Raw genomic sequence first — 17,096 nt, forward strand, 5'->3', positions numbered from 1 at the left:
CTCCCCCTTGCGGGGGAGGATTGTGTGCGCTGATGGGGGCGCAGTTGGTGGCCGTCAGTCTGCGAAATGGATGTCCATCGCTCTCGCCGCGAGGACCGCCTGCGTGCGGTTCTGCACGCCAAGTTTGCGCAGGATCGCCGTCATGTGACCCTTCACCGTGCCCTCCGAGATACCGAGGTCGAACGCGACCTGCTTGTTCAGGCGACCGGCGAGCACGCCGAGCAGCACCTTCAATTCGGTCGGCGTCAGGCTGGCCACGCGCGCCGCCATGGCGTCGACGGGGGCGCCCTCGCTCGGCGCATCGCGTTCGCCGGCCAGCGCTCGCGCGACGGCGTTTTCCAGCGCGGCAAGATCGGCGGTCTTCGAGACGAAGCCGATCGCACCATAAGCACGCGCACGCGGTGCCGCCTCGGCTTCGTCCGCCGACGATACCACGACGATCGGCGTGTCGGGCCGCTCTGCATGCAGCAGCGCGACACCCGCGAACCCTTCCGACCCCGGCATCCGCAAATCGAGCAGGATCAGGTCGAGATGCACCGTACTGCGTACCGCATCGGCCGCCTCGCAGAGCTGCCCCGCCTCGATCACCACCGCATCGGGCGCAGCACGGCTGACCGCCAGCTTCAACGCCTGGCGGAACAGCGGGTGGTCGTCCGCGATGAGGATCGTGCGCGTCATGCCGGAACGGGGATGGCCTCCTCGCGGCCCGCGATCAAGGCGTCGACCACCGCCGGATCGGCGAGCGTCGAGGTGTCGCCGAGCTGGTCGAGCTGGTTCTCGGCGATCTTCCGCAAAATGCGGCGCATGATCTTGCCCGAGCGCGTCTTGGGCAGCGCCGGCGCGAACTGGAGGATGTCGGGCGTCGCGATCGGCCCGATCTCGCGGCGGACCCACTGGACGAGTTCCTTGCGCAGAGCGTCGCTTGGCTCGGCGTTCGCGTTGAGCGTCACGTACGCATAGATGCCCTGGCCCTTCACGTCGTGCGGCATGCCGACGACCGCGGCCTCGGCGACCTTCGAGTGAGCTACCAGTGCGCTCTCGACCTCGGCGGTACCCATGCGGTGACCGCTGACGTTGATGACGTCGTCGACGCGGCCGGTGATCCAGTAATAGCCGTCTTCGTCGCGGCGGCAGCCGTCGCCGGTGAAATACTTGCCCGGATAGGTCGAGAAATAGGTCTGGAAGAAGCGATCGTGATCGTTCCACACGGTCCGCATCTGACCCGGCCAGCTGTCGGCGATGACGAGGTTACCCTCGACCGCGCCATCAAGGACCTTGCCGTCCGCATCGACCAGCTCGGGCATCACGCCGAACAGAGGCTTGGTCGCGCTGCCGGGTTTGAGCGCGGTCGCGCCGGGCAGCGGGCTGATCATGTGACCGCCCGTCTCGGTCTGCCACCAGGTGTCGACGATCGGGCAGCGGCCGTCGCCGACGACGTTGTGATACCAGTTCCACGCCTCCGGATTGATCGGTTCGCCGACCGAGCCGAGCAGGCGGAGCGACTTGCGGCTGGTGCGCGTCACCCAGTCGTCGCCCTCGCGCATCAGCGAGCGCAGCGCGGTCGGCGCGGTGTAGAGGATGTTGACCTGGTATTTGTCGACGATCTGCCAGAAGCGGCTGTGGTCGGGATAGTTGGGCACGCCCTCGAACATCACCGTCGTCGCGCCGTTCGCGAGCGCGCCGTAGAGCGAATAGGTGTGGCCGGTGACCCAGCCGACGTCGGCTGCGCACCAGAAGATTTCGCCGGGGCGGTAGTTGAAGACGTATTCGTGCGTCATCGACGCCCAGACTAGATAGCCGCCGCTGGTGTGAAGCACGCCCTTGGGCTGGCCGGTCGAGCCGCTGGTGTAGAGGATGAACAGCGGGTCTTCGGCGTTCATCGGTTCGGGGGCGCAGTCGGTCGACTGGTCGGCGACGCACTCGTGATACCAGCAGTCGCGGCCTTCGGTCATCGTGACCTTTCCACCGGTGCGCCGGACGACGATGACCGCCTCGACGCCGAGATCGCCGTGGTCGAGCGCGGCGTCGACATTGGCCTTCAACGGCACGGTCTTGCCACCGCGCAGCCCTTCGTCGGCGGTGATGACGATGCGGCTGTCGCAGTCGTGGATGCGGTTGCACAGGCTCTCGGGCGAGAAGCCGCCGAAGACCACCGAATGGATCGCGCCGATCCGCGCGCAGGCGAGCATCGCGAACGCCGCCTCGGGGATCATCGGCAGGTAAATGGTGACTCGGTCGCCCTTCTTTACGCCGCGCGCCTTGAGGCAGTTGGCGAGCTTCGACACCTCGTCGCGCAGTTCGGCATAGCTGATCTTGCGCGACTCGTCGGGGTTGTCGCCTTCCCACAGGATCGCGGTCGCATCGGGGCCGGCGTCGGCATGGCGATCGACGCAGTTGGCGGCGACGTTGAGCTGACCGTCCTCGAACCAGCGGATGTGGAAATCGCTCTCGTCGAACGAGGTATCCTTGATCTTGGTCGGCGGCACGATCCAGTCGAGGCGCCTGGCTTCCTTGGCCCAGAACGCGTCGGGATCGCTCGCGGCCTCGGCATACATCCGGTCATAGGCGGCGGCGTCGATCAGCGCGTCCTCTGCCCATGCTGCGGGGACGGGATAGCTGGCCTCGGTCATCTGGCTCTCCTTTTGCCGCGCTGTACCCGGTCGCCCCGGCCAGTTCATCCCGCACCAAAGTCAGGGATGGCCGGGCGTTCGTGATGCGCCATGATCACGAGGCTTATTCCACGCGCAAGACCAGTGGAAGGGCGCGGAGACGGGTATGACACGAAAGGCGTTCAAGACGCGGCTGGCACTGCCGGCGTTGCTGGCGGGAACTGCGCTGGTACCGGGCATAGCGCAGGCGCAGACGGCACGTGAGATCGAGCTCGAGACGCGGTTGAAGGCGCTCGAAGCGGCGGTGCAGGATCTGCGCGGCGAGTTGACCGCGGCGCGCGCGACGGCTTCGGCGCCGATCGCCCCAACGTCCATGAACGCCAATCCCATGACCGCGTCTTCGATGACCGCGTCTTCCGAGTCGCCAGGCCAATCGTCCGGCGCGACCAATGTGGCCCAGGCCAGGCCCGTCGCGACGAAGTCCGCACCCACCGACGGTTTCCGCGTCGGGAACACCACGGTCAAGCTGGGCGGCTTCGTGCGGCTCAACGCCATCGCCAGCCGCTACAGCGGTGGCGAGGTCGCGGTCGGGGGGCTGGGCAAGGAATTCTTCCTGCCGCAGCAGATCCCGGTCGGCGGCGGGTTCTCCAGCCAGGACCTGCTGCTCTCCGCGCGCCAGACCCGCCTGCTGTTCAGCACGGCGACGCCGATGAACGGCACCGACATAAAGACGCTGGTGGAGTTCGATTTCGCGCTCGCGACGGCGCCGGTCGGCGCGCAGCGCGCGACCAATCCCTACACGCCCACCTTCCGCCGTGGCTTCATCGAATATGGCAACCTGTTGGTCGGGCAGGAATGGTCGACCTTCCAGAACATCGCGGTGCTGCCCGAGACGACCGATTTCGTCGGACCGCTCGACGGCACGGTGTTCAACCGCCAGGCGCTGATCCGCTATTCCATCCCGTTGCGAACCGGGCTGACGTTGCAGGTCGCGGTCGAGAACCCCGAAACGGAAACCGCCCTGCCGGCCAACGCGGCGCTGGTCGACACGGATGACGACCGCCTGCCCGACGTGGTGGCACGGCTGAACTGGAAGTCGACGCTGGGCGATTTCGCGCTGGCCGGTCTCGCGCGCGAACTGCGCACCGATACGCTGGGCCGCGGCGATACCGCCTTCGGGTGGGGCGTTTCCGGGTCCGGCAAGATCCCGATCGGCAAGCGTCACGACCTGCGCTTCATGGCGACCTACGGGCAAGGCATCGGCCGGTATCTGGGATTGGGATATGTCCCCGACGCGATCTACGGCGGCACCGCGACCCGGCTCGAGCGGATCGACAATTTCGCGGCCTTCGCGGCGCTGCGGATCGGCTGGACCGATTCGATCCACTCGACCGTCATGGGCAGCTACCAATCGGCCGATTATCCGGCCGGCGTGATCGTCACGGGACTGGCCAATGCCAAGTCCTATGGCGGCGCGGGAAACCTGTTCTGGTCGCCGGGCAAGGGCTTCGACATCGGCGTGGAATATCGCCACGCCGTCCGCGAACTGGTCTCGGGTGACACCGGTGCGCTCGATCGCTTGGAATTCGCCTTCAAATACGGGTTCTGATTGCCCGACCCTCCACACTCCCACCGCTCCACCCAAGAGGATACCGCCATGGCAACGACAACAGGGGACGCATCGCCCCTTGGTCACGTGAAGCAGAGCCAGCCGTTGATCATCATCGCATCCTCGCTGGGTGCGGTGTTCGAATGGTATGACTTCTACCTCTACGGCCTGCTCGCGACGATCATCACCGCGCAGTTCTTCTCGGGCGTCAACGAGACGACCGGGTTCATCTTCGCGCTGGCGGCGTTCGCGGCCGGGTTTGCGGTGCGGCCGTTCGGCGCGCTCGTGTTCGGGCGGATCGGCGATGTCGTCGGGCGCAAGAACACCTTCCTCGTCACCATGGCGATCATGGGGCTGTCGACGTTCCTCGTCGGCTTGCTCCCGAGCTACGCGTCGGTCGGCGTCGCCGCACCGATCGCGCTGGTCGTGCTGCGCTTGTTGCAAGGCCTCGCGCTCGGCGGCGAATATGGCGGTGCCGCGACCTATGTCGCCGAGCATGCGCCCGACAACAAGCGCGGGCTGTTCACCAGCTTCATTCAGACCACCGCCTCGCTCGGCCTGTTCGCGGCGTTGCTGATGGTCATCGGTGTCCGCACGGTCGTCGGCGAGGAGGCGTTCGCCGCCTGGGGTTGGCGCATCCCGTTCATCGTCTCGATCGCGCTGCTGGCGGTGTCGCTCTGGATCCGCATGCAGCTCGAAGAGAGCCCGGTGTTCCAGAAGATGAAGGACGAGGGCAAGACCTCGAAGGCGCCGCTGACCGAGGCGTTCGGCCAGTGGAGCAATTTGAAGATCGTCCTGATCGCGCTGTTCGGTGCGGTCGTCGGGCAGGGCGTCGTGTTCTACACCAGCCAGTTCTACGCGTTGTTCTTCCTCGAGAAGAACCTGCGCGTCGACGGGCCGACCACCAACATCCTGATCGCGATCGCGCTGCTGATCGCGACGCCCGCGTTCATCTTCTTCGGCTGGCTGTCGGACAGGATCGGTCGCAAGTGGATCATCCTGACCGGCTGCGCGCTTGCCGCCTTCACCTACATGCCGCTGTTCCATGCGCTGTCGAAGGCCGCCAACCCCGCGCTGTATGCGGCACAGGCCAGTTCGCCGGTGAGCGTCGTCGCCAATCCCGAGGAATGCTCGGTCCAGTTTGATCCGGTCGGCAAGAACAAGTTCGACAGCAGCTCATGCGACATCGCCAAGTCGTATCTCGCTAAGGCGGGCATCTCGTACACCAACGTCGTCGCCCCCGCAGGAGCGGTCGCGCAGATCCATATCGGCGGCACGACGGTCCCGGTCGTCAACCCGGCAGTCGTCACCGGTCCCGATCGTGCTGCCGCGATCAAGACGTTCGGTACCGAAGTTAAGACCGCCCTTACCGCGGTCGGCTACCCTGAAAAGGCGGACCCGGCGCAGATCAACAAGCCGCTGGTCGTCGCGATCCTCGTCATCCTCGTGCTGTACGTGACGATGGTCTACGGCCCGATCGCCGCGCTTTTGGTCGAGCTGTTCCCGACCAAGATCCGCTACACGTCGATGTCGCTGCCCTATCATATCGGCAATGGCTGGTTCGGCGGATTCCTGCCGACCGCGGCGTTCGCAATGGTCGCGGCCACCGGGGATATCTATTACGGGCTCTGGTACCCGATCGTCGCCTGCGCGGTGACGGCCTTGGTAGGCCTCGTGTTCCTGCCGGAGACGTTCCGCCGGTCGCTGCATAGCTGATCGTACCGAAACGCTTGCGCTGACGGCGGCGTCGATCCGAACATTCGGATCGACGCCGTCCTGCGTTCCAGCCCGCCTTCCTGTGGGGATGTACGGGGCAGGCAGAGCGCTTCCTCCACGCCCGCAGCCCCGCACCACGCGTCGCGCCGGTCTAGACGAGGCCCTCGTGGCGCATCGCTTCTTGCACGGCAGGGCGCGCCATCATGCGCTCGCGGAAGGCGACGAGCGGCGGCGGCGCATCCAGCTGGTTCTTCGCCGCCCACAACAGCATCACGAACAGATAGCAGTCCGCCGCACTCACCGCAGCGCCGAACAGATAGTCGCCTTCCATCGTGTCGGCGAGATAGGTCATCCGCTTGACGATGACCGCGCCGGCCTTCGCCTTTTCCTCGTCGCTGCCCCCGGCAAAGAACGGCTTGAAGCTCTTGTGGATCTCGGTGGAGATGAACGCGAGAGCCTCGAGCAAATGCGTATGCCCCATCGATCCGGTCGGCTTCAGCGCCGTATCCTGATGGGCGATCCAGTCGAGGATCGCGATGTTCTCGCTGAGCGTCTCACCCGTGTCGAGCGTGAGGGCAGGGACATAGCCCTTCGGATTGATCGCCGCGTAATCGGCGCCGCTTTCGGTCCGCTTGGTCTTCAGATCGACCTTCTCGTGGTCGAACGACAGCCCGGCCTCGTGCAAGGCGATGTGGTCGGCCAGACTGCAGGCACCAGGCGAATAATAGAGTTTCATCGATGTCTCTCCGTGTTGCCCTGCCTGAACGCGCAGGACGGGCGACCGGCTGCATGGCAAGCACGGCGCGGGTCCAGTGCCGCGCCGGTCAAGGATCGCCGCCGCCGCCCGATGGGAGGCGGCGGCGATCTGGTCAGTCCCGATAGCCCGGATTGACGCGGTCGAGCTTGCGCAGCAGCGCCGGCCAGGCGAGGCCATCGGCCAGCATGCGCATACCGGGGCCGCCCGACTGGCCTTCGACCTTTTCGGCGACGCCCTGGTTCGGCGTGTTCAGGTTCTCCCGGCCGGCACTCAGCATCAGGACCTGTGCCTCGCACGCGCGCTCCAGGAAATACATGCGGAGAAAGGCCTGCGGAACGGATTCACCCACGGTCAGCGTGCCGTGGTTGCGCAGGATCATCGCGTTCTTCGTCCCGAGATCGGCCACCAGCCGCTCGCGCTCCTCCAGTTCGGTCGCGATGCCCTCGAAGTCGTGATAGGCGACGTCGTGCCCGGCGATCATCGCGGTCTGGGTATGCGGGAGCAGCCCCTCCGACATCGCCGATACCGCCTGGCCATGGGGCGTATGAAGATGCAGTACGGCGACCGCATCGTCGCGCCCGCCATGGATCGCGGAATGGATCACGAAGCCCGCGCGATTGACCGGTGCCGGGGTGTCCATGACCTTGTTGCCGTCGACGTCGATCTTGACCAGCGAGGATGCGGTGATCTCCTCGAACATGTGCGTGTACGGATTGATCAGGAAATGATGATCGGGACCCGGCACGCGCGCCGACAGATGCGTGAAGATCAGGTCGTCCCAGCCATAGAGCGCGACCAGCCGGTAGGCGGCCGCCAGATCGACCCGCAGCGCCCATTCCTCGGCGGATACCTGCTCCCGTATCGTCGCCGTCGCCTTCAGTGCCGTAGCCATCATCCGTCTCCTATCGTTCATATCGTTGAGCCGACGATACGGCAGTCGCTGCGATAAGAATGTCGCGATGGTGACAATCTCGCCGAACCGCGTAAAAATGAGCGGATGCGCGATCTGGACATCGACCTGCTTGCGAACGATCCGTGGTTCGCGACCATGGCGGCAGAGCGTCGCGACGCGCTGTTGCGCGAGGCCCGCATCGAGCGGTTTGCGGCCGGTGCGCGGATCTACGGATTGGGCGATCCGCCGAACGGGCTATGGGCGGTGCTGAAGGGACAGGTCCGGTTGAAGGGCGTTTCCGTGAACGGCGTCGAGTTGCTGGCGCTGATCGTACGGCCGGGGACCTGGTTCGGCGAGTTGTCGACGTTCGACGGGCTGCCGCGTCCTCATGAGGCGACGACGTTCGGAACGACAAGCCTGCTCCACGTGCCGATGACCGCCTTCGTCCATGCAGCTGCGCTACAACCGGAATTGTACCGCGATCTCGGGCTGCTGGTCTGTGCGCATCAGCGCACCGCGTTGCGGTTCATCGCCAACAGCATCGGCCAGAGTATCCGGGTTCGGCTGGCCTTGGCGCTGCTCCGCGCGTCCGTTGCCGGCGATGGCACCGTCACCATTCGCCAGGACGAACTTGCCGCAATCGTCGGCATCGCCCGCCAGACCCTCAACCGCCATCTGAAAACCTTCGAGCGCGAGGGTGTCGTGGCGGTCGCTTATGCGAAAATACGGATACTCGATATGGCGGGCTTGCACGGCATCGCGACGGAATAGTCGGTCGCGATACTAGTGCTCGCAAGTCCCCCGCGTCGTTCGTCACGACGCGGGGAAGGGCGGTCAGGCCATCTTGCCGATGACCTTGTCGAGCGTCAGCGGGTATTCGCGGATGCGGACGCCGCAGGCGTTGTAGACCGCGTTGGCGATGGCTGCGCCGACGCCGCACAGGCCGAGCTCGCCGATGCCCTTTGCCTTCATCGGCGAGGATTTCTCGTCGAGTTCGTCCATGAAGAACACGTCCTGCATAGGAATGTCGGCGTGTGCGGGAACGTGATATTCGGCGAGGTCGTGATTGACGAAATAACCGAACCGCTTGTCGACGACCGCGTCCTCCATCAGCGCCGCGCCGACGCCCATCGTCATCGCGCCGATCACCTGGCTGCGGGCCGATTTCGGGTTGAGGATACGGCCGGCGGCAAACGCCCCGCTCATCCGGCGAACGCGGATCTCACCGGTCGCCGAGTCGACGCCGACTTCGACGAAGTGCGCGCCGAACGTCGCCTGCGCATAGGTCTTGGTCAGGTCACCGAACTCGATCGAGTCCTCGGCGGACAGGCCGGCATCGCCTGCGGCTTCCGACAGCGATACGCTACGGTTACCGGACTTCACCTTGCCGTCCTCGAACACGACGTCGGCCGAGTTGAAGCCGAGCTTCCGCGCGACCGAGTCCCGTAGCGCCATGCATGCCGCATAGACGCCAGCGGTCGAGCTGTTGCCGCCCCACTGGCCGCCCGAGCCCGACGAGGCCGGGAAGCTGCTGTCGCCAAGCAGGACGATCACCTTGTCGATGGGCACCCCCATCAGCTCGGCGGCGGTCTGCGCGATGATCGTGTAGCTGCCGGTGCCGATGTCGGTCATGTCGGTGGCGACGGTCACGACGCCCTTCTTGTCGACGCCGACGCGCGCGCCGGATTTCATCGTGACGTTGTCGCGGAACGCGGACGCCATGCCCATGCCGACCATCCAGCGTCCGTCGCGAACCTGGCCGGGGACGGGGTTGCGCTTGTCCCAGCCGAAACGTTCGGCGCCGGTCTTCAGGCAGCCGACCAGATCACGCTGCGAGAATTGGCGCGACGGCTTTTCGGGATCGACCTGCGTGTCGTTGATGATGCGCAGCTGGACCGGGTCCATCTTCAGCTTCTCGGCCAGCTCGTCCATCGCCGCTTCGAGCGCGAGCAGGCCGACCGCCTCGCCCGGCGCGCGCATCGCGTTGCCTTCGGGGAGATCGAGCACCGCGAGACGCGTCGCGGTCATGCGGTTGGCACCCGCATACAGAAGCCGCGTCGCGTTCGGCGCGGTCTCGGGGCCTCCGCCCGGCAAGTCGCCCGACCAGCTCTCATGCGCGATCGCGGTGATCTTGCCGTCCTTCTGCGCACCGATACGGAGACGCTGGATGGTGGCAGGACGATGCGTGGTGTTGTTCATCACCTGCGGACGCGCAAGCGCGAGCTTGACCGGACGCCCGCCGATCGCACGCGATCCGAGCGCCGCCATCACCGCATCGCTGCGGATCCACAGCTTCGAACCGAAGCCGCCGCCGACATAGGGCGACATGATGTGGATATTCTCCTTCGCCATGCCCAGAGTCTCGCTCATGTCGCGGACCGCCCAGTTGATCATCTGGTTCGACGTCCACAGCGTCAGCTTGTCGCCCTTCCAGGCGGCCGTGGTCGAATGCGGCTCCATCATCTGATGGCTCTGGTCGGGCGTGGTATAGCGCTCGTCGACCTTGACGGCCGCCTTAGCGAAGGCCCCTGCGAAATTGCCGACGGCGGTGTCGGGCGTACCGTCCTTGGGCTTAGTGGCCGATGTCTTGACCGCTTCCAGATCGAAGCTGCCGGCGGTCCGCGCGTAGGTCACGCGCAACAGCTTGGCGGCGGCGCGGGCCTGTTCGAACGTCTCGGCGACGACGACGGCTACCGCCTGGTCGTAATGCTGGACGTCGGGGCCTGCGAGCATCCGCGCGGTATGTGCCTTGGCCTTCGCGACCGTGCCGGCATTCTTGTAGGTGACGACGGCAAGCACGCCGGGCGCAGCCTTCGCGTCGGCGTCGTCGATGCTCTCGATCCGGCCCTTGGCGATCGCCGAACCCAGGATATAGCCATAGGCCGCATCGGGCGCGACATCGCTGCGCTCATAGGCGTAATGCGCGGTGCCGGTGGTCTTCAGCTTGCCGTCGACGCGGTCGATCGGCTGGCCGAGCACCTTCATGCGGTCGGTCGGGTTCGCCGTGGCGGGGGTATCGAACTTCATGGGCGTCAGGCCTTCGCTTCTTCGAACACGGCGCCGATGGTGCGTTCGACCAACGGCAGCTTGAACGCGTTCTGTGATGTGGTGCGGGCGCCGGCGAGGACCGCCGATGCGGTCGCCTTGGCGCCATTGGGCATCTGCGCCTCGGCCGCTTCGACGCGCCATGGCTTGTGGGCAAGACCACCGAAGGCGAGACGCCCGCGGCCACCCGGCTGGATCACCGCCGCAACCGATATCAGCGCGAACGCATAGGACGCGCGGTCACGCACCTTCTGGTAGATGTGCGTGCCACCGATCGGCTTGGGCAAGGTGACCGCGGTGATCAACTCACCCGGCGCGAGCGATGTCTCGATATTTGGCGTGGCCCCGGGCAGGCGGTGGAAGTCGGCGATCGGGATCGCGCGCGTTTCGCCCGCCGCGTTCACCGTCTCGACGGTCGCGTCGAGCACCCGCATGGCAACCGCCATGTCGCTCGGATGCGTGGCGATGCACGCCTCGCTCGTGCCCATGATCGCGAGATTGCGGTTGAACCCGCCGATCGCCGCACAGCCGCTGCCCGGCTGACGCTTGTTGCAAGGCTTGGTGGTATCGTAGAAATACGGGCACCGCGTCCGCTGGAGCAGATTGCCCGCGGTCGTCGCCTTGTTGCGGAGCTGACCCGACGCGCCGGACACGAGCGCGCGGCTGAGCACGCCATACTCTTTCCGCACGCGTGCATCCGCGGCGAGATCGGTGTTGCGGACGAGCGCACCGATGCGGATACCACCGTCCGACGTCGGCACGATCTTGTCGAGGCCGAGGCTGTTGACGTCGATCAGATGCTGCGGCGTCTCGATCTGGAGCTTCATCAGGTCGAGCAGGTTCGTCCCGCCGGCGATGAACTTCGCACCCGGCGTGCGGACCGCGGCGCTGGCCGCTTCCTTCGCCGAGGTCGCACGCTCGTAGGTGAAGGCCTTCATGCCGTGCGCTCCGTACCGGCGACGTCGTGGATCGCGTCGATGATGTTGGAATAGGCACCGCAACGGCAGATGTTGCCGCTCATCCGCTCGCGCAACTCGTCGGTGCTGACGGTCGGCTGAGCAGCGATGTCGCCGGTGACGTGGCTGGGGATGCCCGCCTTGATCTCGCCGAGCGTCGCGACCGCCGAGCAGATCTGGCCCGGCGTGCAATAGCCGCACTGGTAACCGTCATGCTTGACGAACGCCGCCTGCATCGCGTGCAGCTTCTCGGGCGTGCCGAGGCCCTCGATCGTGGTGATCTCTTCGCCTTCGTGCATGACGGCGAGTGTCAGGCAGCTGTTGATCCGGCGACCCTCGACGATCACCGTGCACGCGCCGCACTGGCCGTGGTCGCAACCCTTCTTGGTGCCGGTGAGCTTCAGATTCTCGCGGAGCGCGTCGAGCAGCGTGGTGCGCGTGTCGACATTGATCTTGGTCGTACGGCCGTTGACCTTGAGCGTGACCGGCATGGTCGGCGGCGCTGGTTGCGTCGTGCCCTGAACCTGGTCTTGCGTTTGCGCCTGTGCGACGGGTGCGGCCGCCAAAGTGGCCGACGCGACGCCGCCGGCGATCACGCCACGGCGCGACACCGGAAAAGTTTCATCGTGATGCATATAAACCCCTGTATCTGCTAACCGAACGGACGAGGCGCGGCAAAGTTGCGCCAAGCCGTGTCGGTTTTGTTCCGCCGAATTTTTGAGCAAGGTATTGGAATGCGTACGATCTCTTCCAGCGTCTCGGTTCGGCTCTATCACCTCGACGAGAGCGGCGAGGGCGGGGCGGCGACGACGCTGTTCTACGGTCCGTTGGAGGAGGCTCTGACGATCGCCGCTCGGCAGGAGGAAGACGTGCAGGCAGGACTGTATCTGGCAACCGAGAACGACGTCGTCGGGTATCTCGATCTGGAGGAATGACGCCACAATGTGGATCCTCCCCCGCCAGGGGGAGGTGTCTGGCTCGTGCCAGACGGAGGGGGAGGAAAGGGAAACAGCCGTTCCGTGACCTCCCCTCCGTCACCTTCGGCGACACCTCCCCGTTGCGGGGGAGGATCGTTGGGTGCTCACGTCCCCGGGACAAACCCGTCATCGCGATCCGATGGCGTCGGCGCGTGAACCTCAGCACAGATCGACCGCAATGCGCCCTTCATCCCCTCCTCGAACGTCGGGTGATAGAAGGGCAGATCCAGTACCTCGGTCGCGGTCCAGCCGCTCTGGATCGCCCAGGCGATCAGGTGTGCGCTGTGCTCGACTGCGGGCCCTGCCATCGTCGCCCCGGTCAGCCGGCCATCGCGGCGATCGGCGTAGAACCGTACCAGCCCCGCATTGCACGCCTCCACCTTCGCGCGGCCCTGATCGTCATATGATGCGGTGCCGATCACGCTGTCGGCATCGTCGTCCTGCGCGATTCTGCCGATCACCGCGACATTGGGGTGGGTGAAGGTGATCGCGAACGGCACGGTCCGCGTGCCCGGCGTAACCTCCGGATAGCTCGCCGCGTTACGCCCGGCGATCGTGCCCTCGGACGACGCCTCGTGCAGCACAGCGCGATCATGATCCGCATCGCCCGCGATGAAGATCGGCGCGGTGCCGCACTGCATCGTCTCGCAGTCATAGTCCGGCATCCCGTGCTCATCGAGCGCGAGACCGGTCGTTTCGAGCCCGATGCCCTTAATCTGCGGCGGCCGCCCGGTCGCGACGAGCAGATAGTCGAAGCGCTTCTTCCCCGTCGCCGAGCCCGTCCACGACAGCGCAACGCCGTCGCCTTCGCGTTCCGCTTCGAGATCGACGCCGAGCAGGATCGGCATCTCCCGCGACAGGATCGCGTGATACGCCTCGGCCACGTGGCGATCCTTCAGCCCACCGATCGTCTCACCAATGTCGAATACCATCGTCTCTACCCCGAGCCGCGCCATCGCTTGCGCGAGTTCGAGCCCGAGTGCGCCCGCACCGACCACGCCGATCGAGCCGGGCAGATCCTCCAACGCGAAGATGCTCTCGTTGGTCAGCACCCGGTCACGCACCGCGTCGAACATTTCGGGGATCGCAGGGCTCGACCCGGTGGCGATCACCACCGCCTTGGCGTGAACTTCGCGCCCGTCGCTTAACGACAGGATCGTCGCTCCGGCGAACGTCGCCCGCGCTTCGATCTTCACGTCATCGGGCAGTTTGTCGATCGAGGCCTCGACGCCGGCGACGAACGCATCGCGCTCCTTGCGAACCCGCGCTATCACCGCGACGCCGTCGACCTTGCCCGAAGCCTCGACCCCGAACACACCCGCATGCTTCACGGCGTGCATCGCGTTTCCGGCCGCGATCAACAGCTTGGAAGGCATGCACCCAACGCTCGCGCAGGTCGTGCCGCCAAAGCCCTCGTCGATCAGGATCGTCCTGGCGCCGTTGCGACGCGCGCTACGTTCGGCGGCAAGCCCGGCGGTCCCGGCACCGATGATCGCCACGTCACAGGTCAGCTTCGTCATGAGTCTCTCCGTTGCCGGAGAATTCCGGAGCCACGCGTCACGAAACCTTCGATGCGGCCCAGCCGTTCCGCAGTGCAACACATTCCTAGTCGAAGGACGCCTATGTTAACGCTCCACCACCTGAATTACTCGCGCTCGATCCGCGTCCTGTGGCTGCTCGAAGAGCTCGGCATCGAATACGACCTCGTGAAATACGAGCGTGACGAGAATTTCCGCGCGCCGCCGGCGCTCAAGGCGATTCATCCACTGGGCAAGGCGCCCGTCCTCGTCGACGACACACTGACGCTGGCCGAGAGCGCACCGATCCTGTCGTACATCGACGAGCGCTATGGCGACCGCCGCTTCTCGCCGCCGGTCGATAGCGACACGGCCGCGATCCACGACGAGTGGCTGCAATATGTCGAGAGCTCGGCATCGCTGCCGATCATGATGACCTCGCTCGGCAAGCGGATGGGCGGATTGCCCGACGGCCTCGCCAAGTTCACAGGTCCCGAGGTGATCAAGACGCTCGACTATATCGGCGCGGGCGTCGGTGACGGTCCCTATTTGATGGGCGAGCAGCTGATGCTGGCCGACATCCAGATGTGCTACATCCTCGCTATCGCCGAAAGCGCCGGACTGCTGAAGGAGCACCCCGACGTTGCCGCGTATCTCGACCGCCTTCGCGCCCGACCTGCGTTCGTCGCCGCCACCGAGATCGGTGGCCCGCTGATGCCCGCCCGCCGCTGATCCTGGCGAGCGATCCTGGCGGGCGGCAAGGGGGATGGCGCCCGCGTTATCCCCCGAAGCTGCGCCCGCCGAAGCCGCCACCGAAGCCGCCGCGCGAGATCACGGAGCTGCGTGACTGGACGCGGGCAGGGGCCCTAGCGGTGGTCGGCGTGAACGCGTCGGACCCGACGCGGGTTCGCCCGGTGACGTAGTCGCGGTTGATACGGCCGCCAGCGCCGCCGTAGTAATTGCCGTTCCGGTCGCGGTACATCGGCGCGCCGCGATTGCCGAAGCCACCGTTGAGCGCCTGCCCGACCAGGAAGCCGGTCAGCAGCGGCGTGAAGAAACTCCCGCCACTGCCGTTGTTGCGCGGCTCGCACTGCGCGGCGCCGAACTGTTCCTCGCAGGTCTGCCTGTCCTCGAACCGCGGCGCGGTCTTGGCGGCGTCGGCCTTCGCCTGTTCGAACGCGGTATCGCACTGGACCGCCGACAACGCACCCGCCGCGCGGCATTCCTGAACCGACGCATAGCTTTGCGCCTCGACGGGTTTGCCGCCGACATCGCCGTCGCACGCGGTCAGCGAGACACCCGAGCCCGCGATCAGGCTGGTCAGGACGATCGTTCTGGAACGCTTCATCGATGCTTCCTCAATTCGTCATGCAGGCGGCGTTGAGGATGCCGACGCACAACGAGATGCTCCCCATATAGGTCGCGGCGGCGATGTCGCCACGGACGATCCGGTCGTGGATGTCGCGCATCACCAGCCGCCGCACGACCAGCGCGGCGACGATCTGGATCACGCCCGCCAGCAACGCCCAGATCGCGAATTCGAGCAGCGTGACGGTATGCGTCAGCGCCGACGCCAGCGGCAGGACATAGCCGAGCAACGCCGCACCCAGCGTGATCGCAGCGGCCGTGTTGCCTTCGCGGATCAGCGATTTCTCGTGATACGGCGTCGTTGCCTGGAAGATGATCTTGAAGACGATCGTGAACGCCCCCGCCGCGACGAATGCGATCAGGAAGGCGAGCGCGCTCGCGCCGAAGCTGTATTGGTCGATCATGGCATTTCCCCCGGAGCCGTTCGCCGCAGACGCTAGGCCCTGAACTCGCCGAGTTCCAGTGCCACGCCCAGCATGATCTCGAACGAGATGTCGCCGGACTCGGTCTCCATGTCGATCGCGAGCAGCAGTTCGCGGCCGTCGTCGCCGGGCAGGTCGCGGCTGAACAACATGCAGGTTTGGAAGATGCGGCGATCGACGATCCCGTCGCGGTCGTCGTGGAGGTCCTCCCAGAACGTCACGGGCTCCTGCTCGCTGGCCTCGGGACCGAACCAGGAACGCCCGTATTCGGGAAGGCCTTCGGCGGTGAAGGTGCGCGCCTTGAGGCGGCTCTTCCACGCCGGGCGCTCGGCGGCAGACGACGGGTAGCTGCTGTCCCATGGTGCGAACAGCGTGACGTCGGTGACGTCCTGCCCGGCGCGGTCGTTCGACACCGCCTGGAACATGATGTCGTCGTCGGTGTAGAACCGGTGGACGAAGCCGCCTTCGTTCAGGTCGATCAGTCCCTGCGCGACGATCACCAGCGTATCGCGGTCGAACGGGAACAGGAGTTCGTCCCCGAACCGGCGCCAGGCGAGCGGATCGACCGTCACCGTGCGCCCAAGCGTCACGTTGCGGATGACGGGAAGTCCGGCGCTCTCAAGCGGTTGCTTGCGGCCGAACAGGCGATCGAACATGCAATCCTCGCGTCTGTATGGTTGGCCTCCTGCATAGGGCAAAGCGCGGGCCGTCGCAAAGCGCCATTGGCGTGCCCGCTGCCCGCGCCTATGTGTCTGACCGAGCGACAAGCACGGGAGTTCTTGCATTGACCGACATCTGGACCGTCCGCAGCCTGAAGGCCGCGCTCGATACGTCCGAGCCTGCGAAGATGGGCGAATTCACCGCGCGAATCCTGGAAGGCGCGGACCCGGTATTGCTGGTGACGATGCACCATCACGGCGACCTCGAACTGTTCGTCAACGTCAGCGAGGCGCAGATCGCGTGCTCGACCCTGCTTTGGCCGTGCGACGAGCAGGAGGACGAGTTGGCGTTCAACACCTTCCTGCTGAAATCGCAGAAGCTGGTGCCGCTGTCGAATTTCGGGATCGGCACCGTCGACGGCCGCGATTATTACGAGCTGTTCGGCGAACTTGCGACGTCGAGCCGGCTCGATACCGTGATCATCGAACTGCGCACGCTTGCCGAGAACGCGATCGATGCGGCCACCGATTTGCGCCACGCGCACATCCCTGCCGCCTGAACTAGATAC

Annotated in this window: 17 protein-coding genes; 6 read left to right on the forward strand and 11 right to left on the reverse strand. The window is 65.8% G+C overall.

The window, feature by feature from the left end; all coding sequences use genetic code 11:
* Positions 1 to 54 precede the first annotated feature (54 nt).
* Complete coding sequence (locus EQZ23_RS01020) at positions 55 to 678, reverse strand: response regulator transcription factor (protein WP_128452631.1); 624 nt, start codon at positions 676 to 678, stop codon at positions 55 to 57.
* On the reverse strand, positions 675 to 2,630 hold the full coding sequence (gene acs / locus EQZ23_RS01025) for an acetate--CoA ligase (RefSeq protein ID WP_128452632.1): 1,956 nt from the start codon (positions 2,628 to 2,630) through the stop codon (positions 675 to 677). The genes EQZ23_RS01020 and acs overlap by 4 nt, the downstream gene beginning before the upstream one ends.
* Before the next feature lie 145 nt (positions 2,631 to 2,775).
* Here acs and EQZ23_RS01030 point away from each other — a divergent pair, with 145 nt between their 5' ends.
* Positions 2,776 to 4,218, forward strand: coding sequence for a DcaP family trimeric outer membrane transporter (locus tag EQZ23_RS01030; protein WP_128452633.1), 1,443 nt, complete (start codon positions 2,776 to 2,778; stop codon positions 4,216 to 4,218).
* A 48-nt stretch (positions 4,219 to 4,266) separates the two neighbouring features.
* The gene (locus EQZ23_RS01035; RefSeq protein ID WP_128452634.1) at positions 4,267 to 5,934 is read left to right on the forward strand and encodes an MFS transporter; all 1,668 of its coding nucleotides are present in this window, start codon (positions 4,267 to 4,269) and stop codon (positions 5,932 to 5,934) included.
* 151 nt (positions 5,935 to 6,085) lie between these two features.
* On the opposite strand, the gene EQZ23_RS01040 is transcribed toward EQZ23_RS01035, so the two are convergent.
* Positions 6,086 to 6,670, reverse strand: coding sequence for a glutathione S-transferase N-terminal domain-containing protein (locus EQZ23_RS01040; protein WP_128452635.1), 585 nt, complete (start codon positions 6,668 to 6,670; stop codon positions 6,086 to 6,088).
* Positions 6,671 to 6,803: 133 nt separating this feature from the next.
* Positions 6,804 to 7,583, reverse strand: a complete 780-nt coding sequence (locus EQZ23_RS01045; RefSeq protein WP_128452636.1) for a class II aldolase/adducin family protein — start codon at positions 7,581 to 7,583, stop codon at positions 6,804 to 6,806.
* A gap of 105 nt (positions 7,584 to 7,688) precedes the next feature.
* Here EQZ23_RS01045 and EQZ23_RS01050 point away from each other — a divergent pair, with 105 nt between their 5' ends.
* Positions 7,689 to 8,354 (forward strand): Crp/Fnr family transcriptional regulator, encoded by a 666-nt coding sequence (locus EQZ23_RS01050; protein WP_128452637.1) that lies wholly within the window; start codon positions 7,689 to 7,691, stop codon positions 8,352 to 8,354.
* A 63-nt stretch (positions 8,355 to 8,417) separates the two neighbouring features.
* Here EQZ23_RS01050 and paoC read toward each other — a convergent pair whose 3' ends face one another.
* From paoC to paoA, 3 genes are read right to left on the reverse strand one after another with little or no spacing between them, the layout of a single operon-like run.
* Entirely contained in the window at positions 8,418 to 10,610 is a 2,193-nt protein-coding gene (gene paoC, locus EQZ23_RS01055; RefSeq protein ID WP_128452638.1) for an aldehyde oxidoreductase molybdenum-binding subunit PaoC, read from the reverse strand.
* A gap of 5 nt (positions 10,611 to 10,615) precedes the next feature.
* The gene (locus EQZ23_RS01060) at positions 10,616 to 11,566 is read right to left on the reverse strand and encodes a xanthine dehydrogenase family protein subunit M (protein WP_128452639.1); all 951 of its coding nucleotides are present in this window, start codon (positions 11,564 to 11,566) and stop codon (positions 10,616 to 10,618) included.
* Positions 11,563 to 12,219 carry an aldehyde dehydrogenase iron-sulfur subunit PaoA gene (gene paoA, locus EQZ23_RS01065; protein WP_128452640.1) on the reverse strand — a complete coding sequence of 219 codons (657 nt, stop codon included), beginning with the start codon at positions 12,217 to 12,219 and terminating at the stop codon, positions 11,563 to 11,565. Before paoA ends, EQZ23_RS01060 begins: the two co-directional genes overlap by 4 nt.
* A 99-nt stretch (positions 12,220 to 12,318) precedes the next feature.
* On the opposite strand from paoA, the gene EQZ23_RS01070 reads away from it, so the two are divergent.
* On the forward strand, positions 12,319 to 12,519 hold the full coding sequence (locus EQZ23_RS01070) for a hypothetical protein (RefSeq protein WP_128452641.1): 201 nt from the start codon (positions 12,319 to 12,321) through the stop codon (positions 12,517 to 12,519).
* 146 nt (positions 12,520 to 12,665) lie between these two features.
* On the opposite strand, the gene EQZ23_RS01075 is transcribed toward EQZ23_RS01070, so the two are convergent.
* Positions 12,666 to 14,081, reverse strand: a complete 1,416-nt coding sequence (locus tag EQZ23_RS01075) for a dihydrolipoyl dehydrogenase (RefSeq protein WP_128452642.1) — start codon at positions 14,079 to 14,081, stop codon at positions 12,666 to 12,668.
* Between the two features lie 102 nt (positions 14,082 to 14,183).
* Between EQZ23_RS01075 and EQZ23_RS01080 the strand changes: the two genes are divergently transcribed.
* Positions 14,184 to 14,810 carry a glutathione S-transferase family protein gene (locus EQZ23_RS01080; RefSeq protein WP_128452643.1) on the forward strand — a complete coding sequence of 209 codons (627 nt, stop codon included), beginning with the start codon at positions 14,184 to 14,186 and terminating at the stop codon, positions 14,808 to 14,810.
* A 46-nt stretch (positions 14,811 to 14,856) separates the two neighbouring features.
* Here EQZ23_RS01080 and EQZ23_RS01085 read toward each other — a convergent pair whose 3' ends face one another.
* From EQZ23_RS01085 to EQZ23_RS01095, 3 genes are read right to left on the reverse strand one after another with little or no spacing between them, the layout of a single operon-like run.
* Positions 14,857 to 15,426, reverse strand: coding sequence for a DUF1190 domain-containing protein (locus EQZ23_RS01085; protein WP_128452644.1), 570 nt, complete (start codon positions 15,424 to 15,426; stop codon positions 14,857 to 14,859).
* A gap of 10 nt (positions 15,427 to 15,436) precedes the next feature.
* Entirely contained in the window at positions 15,437 to 15,850 is a 414-nt protein-coding gene (locus EQZ23_RS01090) for a DUF350 domain-containing protein (protein ID WP_128452645.1), read from the reverse strand.
* A gap of 32 nt (positions 15,851 to 15,882) precedes the next feature.
* Positions 15,883 to 16,524 (reverse strand): DUF2491 family protein, encoded by a 642-nt coding sequence (locus EQZ23_RS01095; RefSeq protein WP_128452646.1) that lies wholly within the window; start codon positions 16,522 to 16,524, stop codon positions 15,883 to 15,885.
* A gap of 128 nt (positions 16,525 to 16,652) precedes the next feature.
* Between EQZ23_RS01095 and EQZ23_RS01100 the strand changes: the two genes are divergently transcribed.
* On the forward strand, positions 16,653 to 17,087 hold the full coding sequence (locus EQZ23_RS01100; protein WP_206364141.1) for a YjfI family protein: 435 nt from the start codon (positions 16,653 to 16,655) through the stop codon (positions 17,085 to 17,087).
* Positions 17,088 to 17,096 lie beyond the last annotated feature (9 nt).

The organism is Sphingomonas sp. UV9 (assembly GCF_004101245.1).
In the GTDB taxonomy this organism is placed as follows: Bacteria; Pseudomonadota; Alphaproteobacteria; order Sphingomonadales; family Sphingomonadaceae; genus Sphingomonas.

What these genes read in the sequence shown, in the direction of transcription:
- EQZ23_RS01090 (WP_128452645.1), bottom strand. Translation starts at nt 15,850, where the DNA reads ATGATCGACCAATACAGCTTCGGCGCGAGCGCGCTCGCCTTCCTGATC.
- EQZ23_RS01070 (WP_128452641.1), top strand. Translation starts at nt 12,319, where the DNA reads ATGCGTACGATCTCTTCCAGCGTCTCGGTTCGGCTCTATCACCTCGAC.
- acs (WP_128452632.1), bottom strand. Translation starts at nt 2,630, where the DNA reads ATGACCGAGGCCAGCTATCCCGTCCCCGCAGCATGGGCAGAGGACGCG.
- EQZ23_RS01060 (WP_128452639.1), bottom strand. Translation starts at nt 11,566, where the DNA reads ATGAAGGCCTTCACCTACGAGCGTGCGACCTCGGCGAAGGAAGCGGCC.
- paoA (WP_128452640.1), bottom strand. Translation starts at nt 12,219, where the DNA reads ATGCATCACGATGAAACTTTTCCGGTGTCGCGCCGTGGCGTGATCGCC.
- EQZ23_RS01085 (WP_128452644.1), bottom strand. Translation starts at nt 15,426, where the DNA reads ATGAAGCGTTCCAGAACGATCGTCCTGACCAGCCTGATCGCGGGCTCG.
- EQZ23_RS01035 (WP_128452634.1), top strand. Translation starts at nt 4,267, where the DNA reads ATGGCAACGACAACAGGGGACGCATCGCCCCTTGGTCACGTGAAGCAG.
- EQZ23_RS01050 (WP_128452637.1), top strand. Translation starts at nt 7,689, where the DNA reads ATGCGCGATCTGGACATCGACCTGCTTGCGAACGATCCGTGGTTCGCG.
- EQZ23_RS01045 (WP_128452636.1), bottom strand. Translation starts at nt 7,583, where the DNA reads ATGGCTACGGCACTGAAGGCGACGGCGACGATACGGGAGCAGGTATCC.
- EQZ23_RS01095 (WP_128452646.1), bottom strand. Translation starts at nt 16,524, where the DNA reads ATGTTCGATCGCCTGTTCGGCCGCAAGCAACCGCTTGAGAGCGCCGGA.
- EQZ23_RS01020 (WP_128452631.1), bottom strand. Translation starts at nt 678, where the DNA reads ATGACGCGCACGATCCTCATCGCGGACGACCACCCGCTGTTCCGCCAG.
- EQZ23_RS01080 (WP_128452643.1), top strand. Translation starts at nt 14,184, where the DNA reads ATGTTAACGCTCCACCACCTGAATTACTCGCGCTCGATCCGCGTCCTG.
- paoC (WP_128452638.1), bottom strand. Translation starts at nt 10,610, where the DNA reads ATGAAGTTCGATACCCCCGCCACGGCGAACCCGACCGACCGCATGAAG.
- EQZ23_RS01040 (WP_128452635.1), bottom strand. Translation starts at nt 6,670, where the DNA reads ATGAAACTCTATTATTCGCCTGGTGCCTGCAGTCTGGCCGACCACATC.
- EQZ23_RS01030 (WP_128452633.1), top strand. Translation starts at nt 2,776, where the DNA reads ATGACACGAAAGGCGTTCAAGACGCGGCTGGCACTGCCGGCGTTGCTG.
- EQZ23_RS01075 (WP_128452642.1), bottom strand. Translation starts at nt 14,081, where the DNA reads ATGACGAAGCTGACCTGTGACGTGGCGATCATCGGTGCCGGGACCGCC.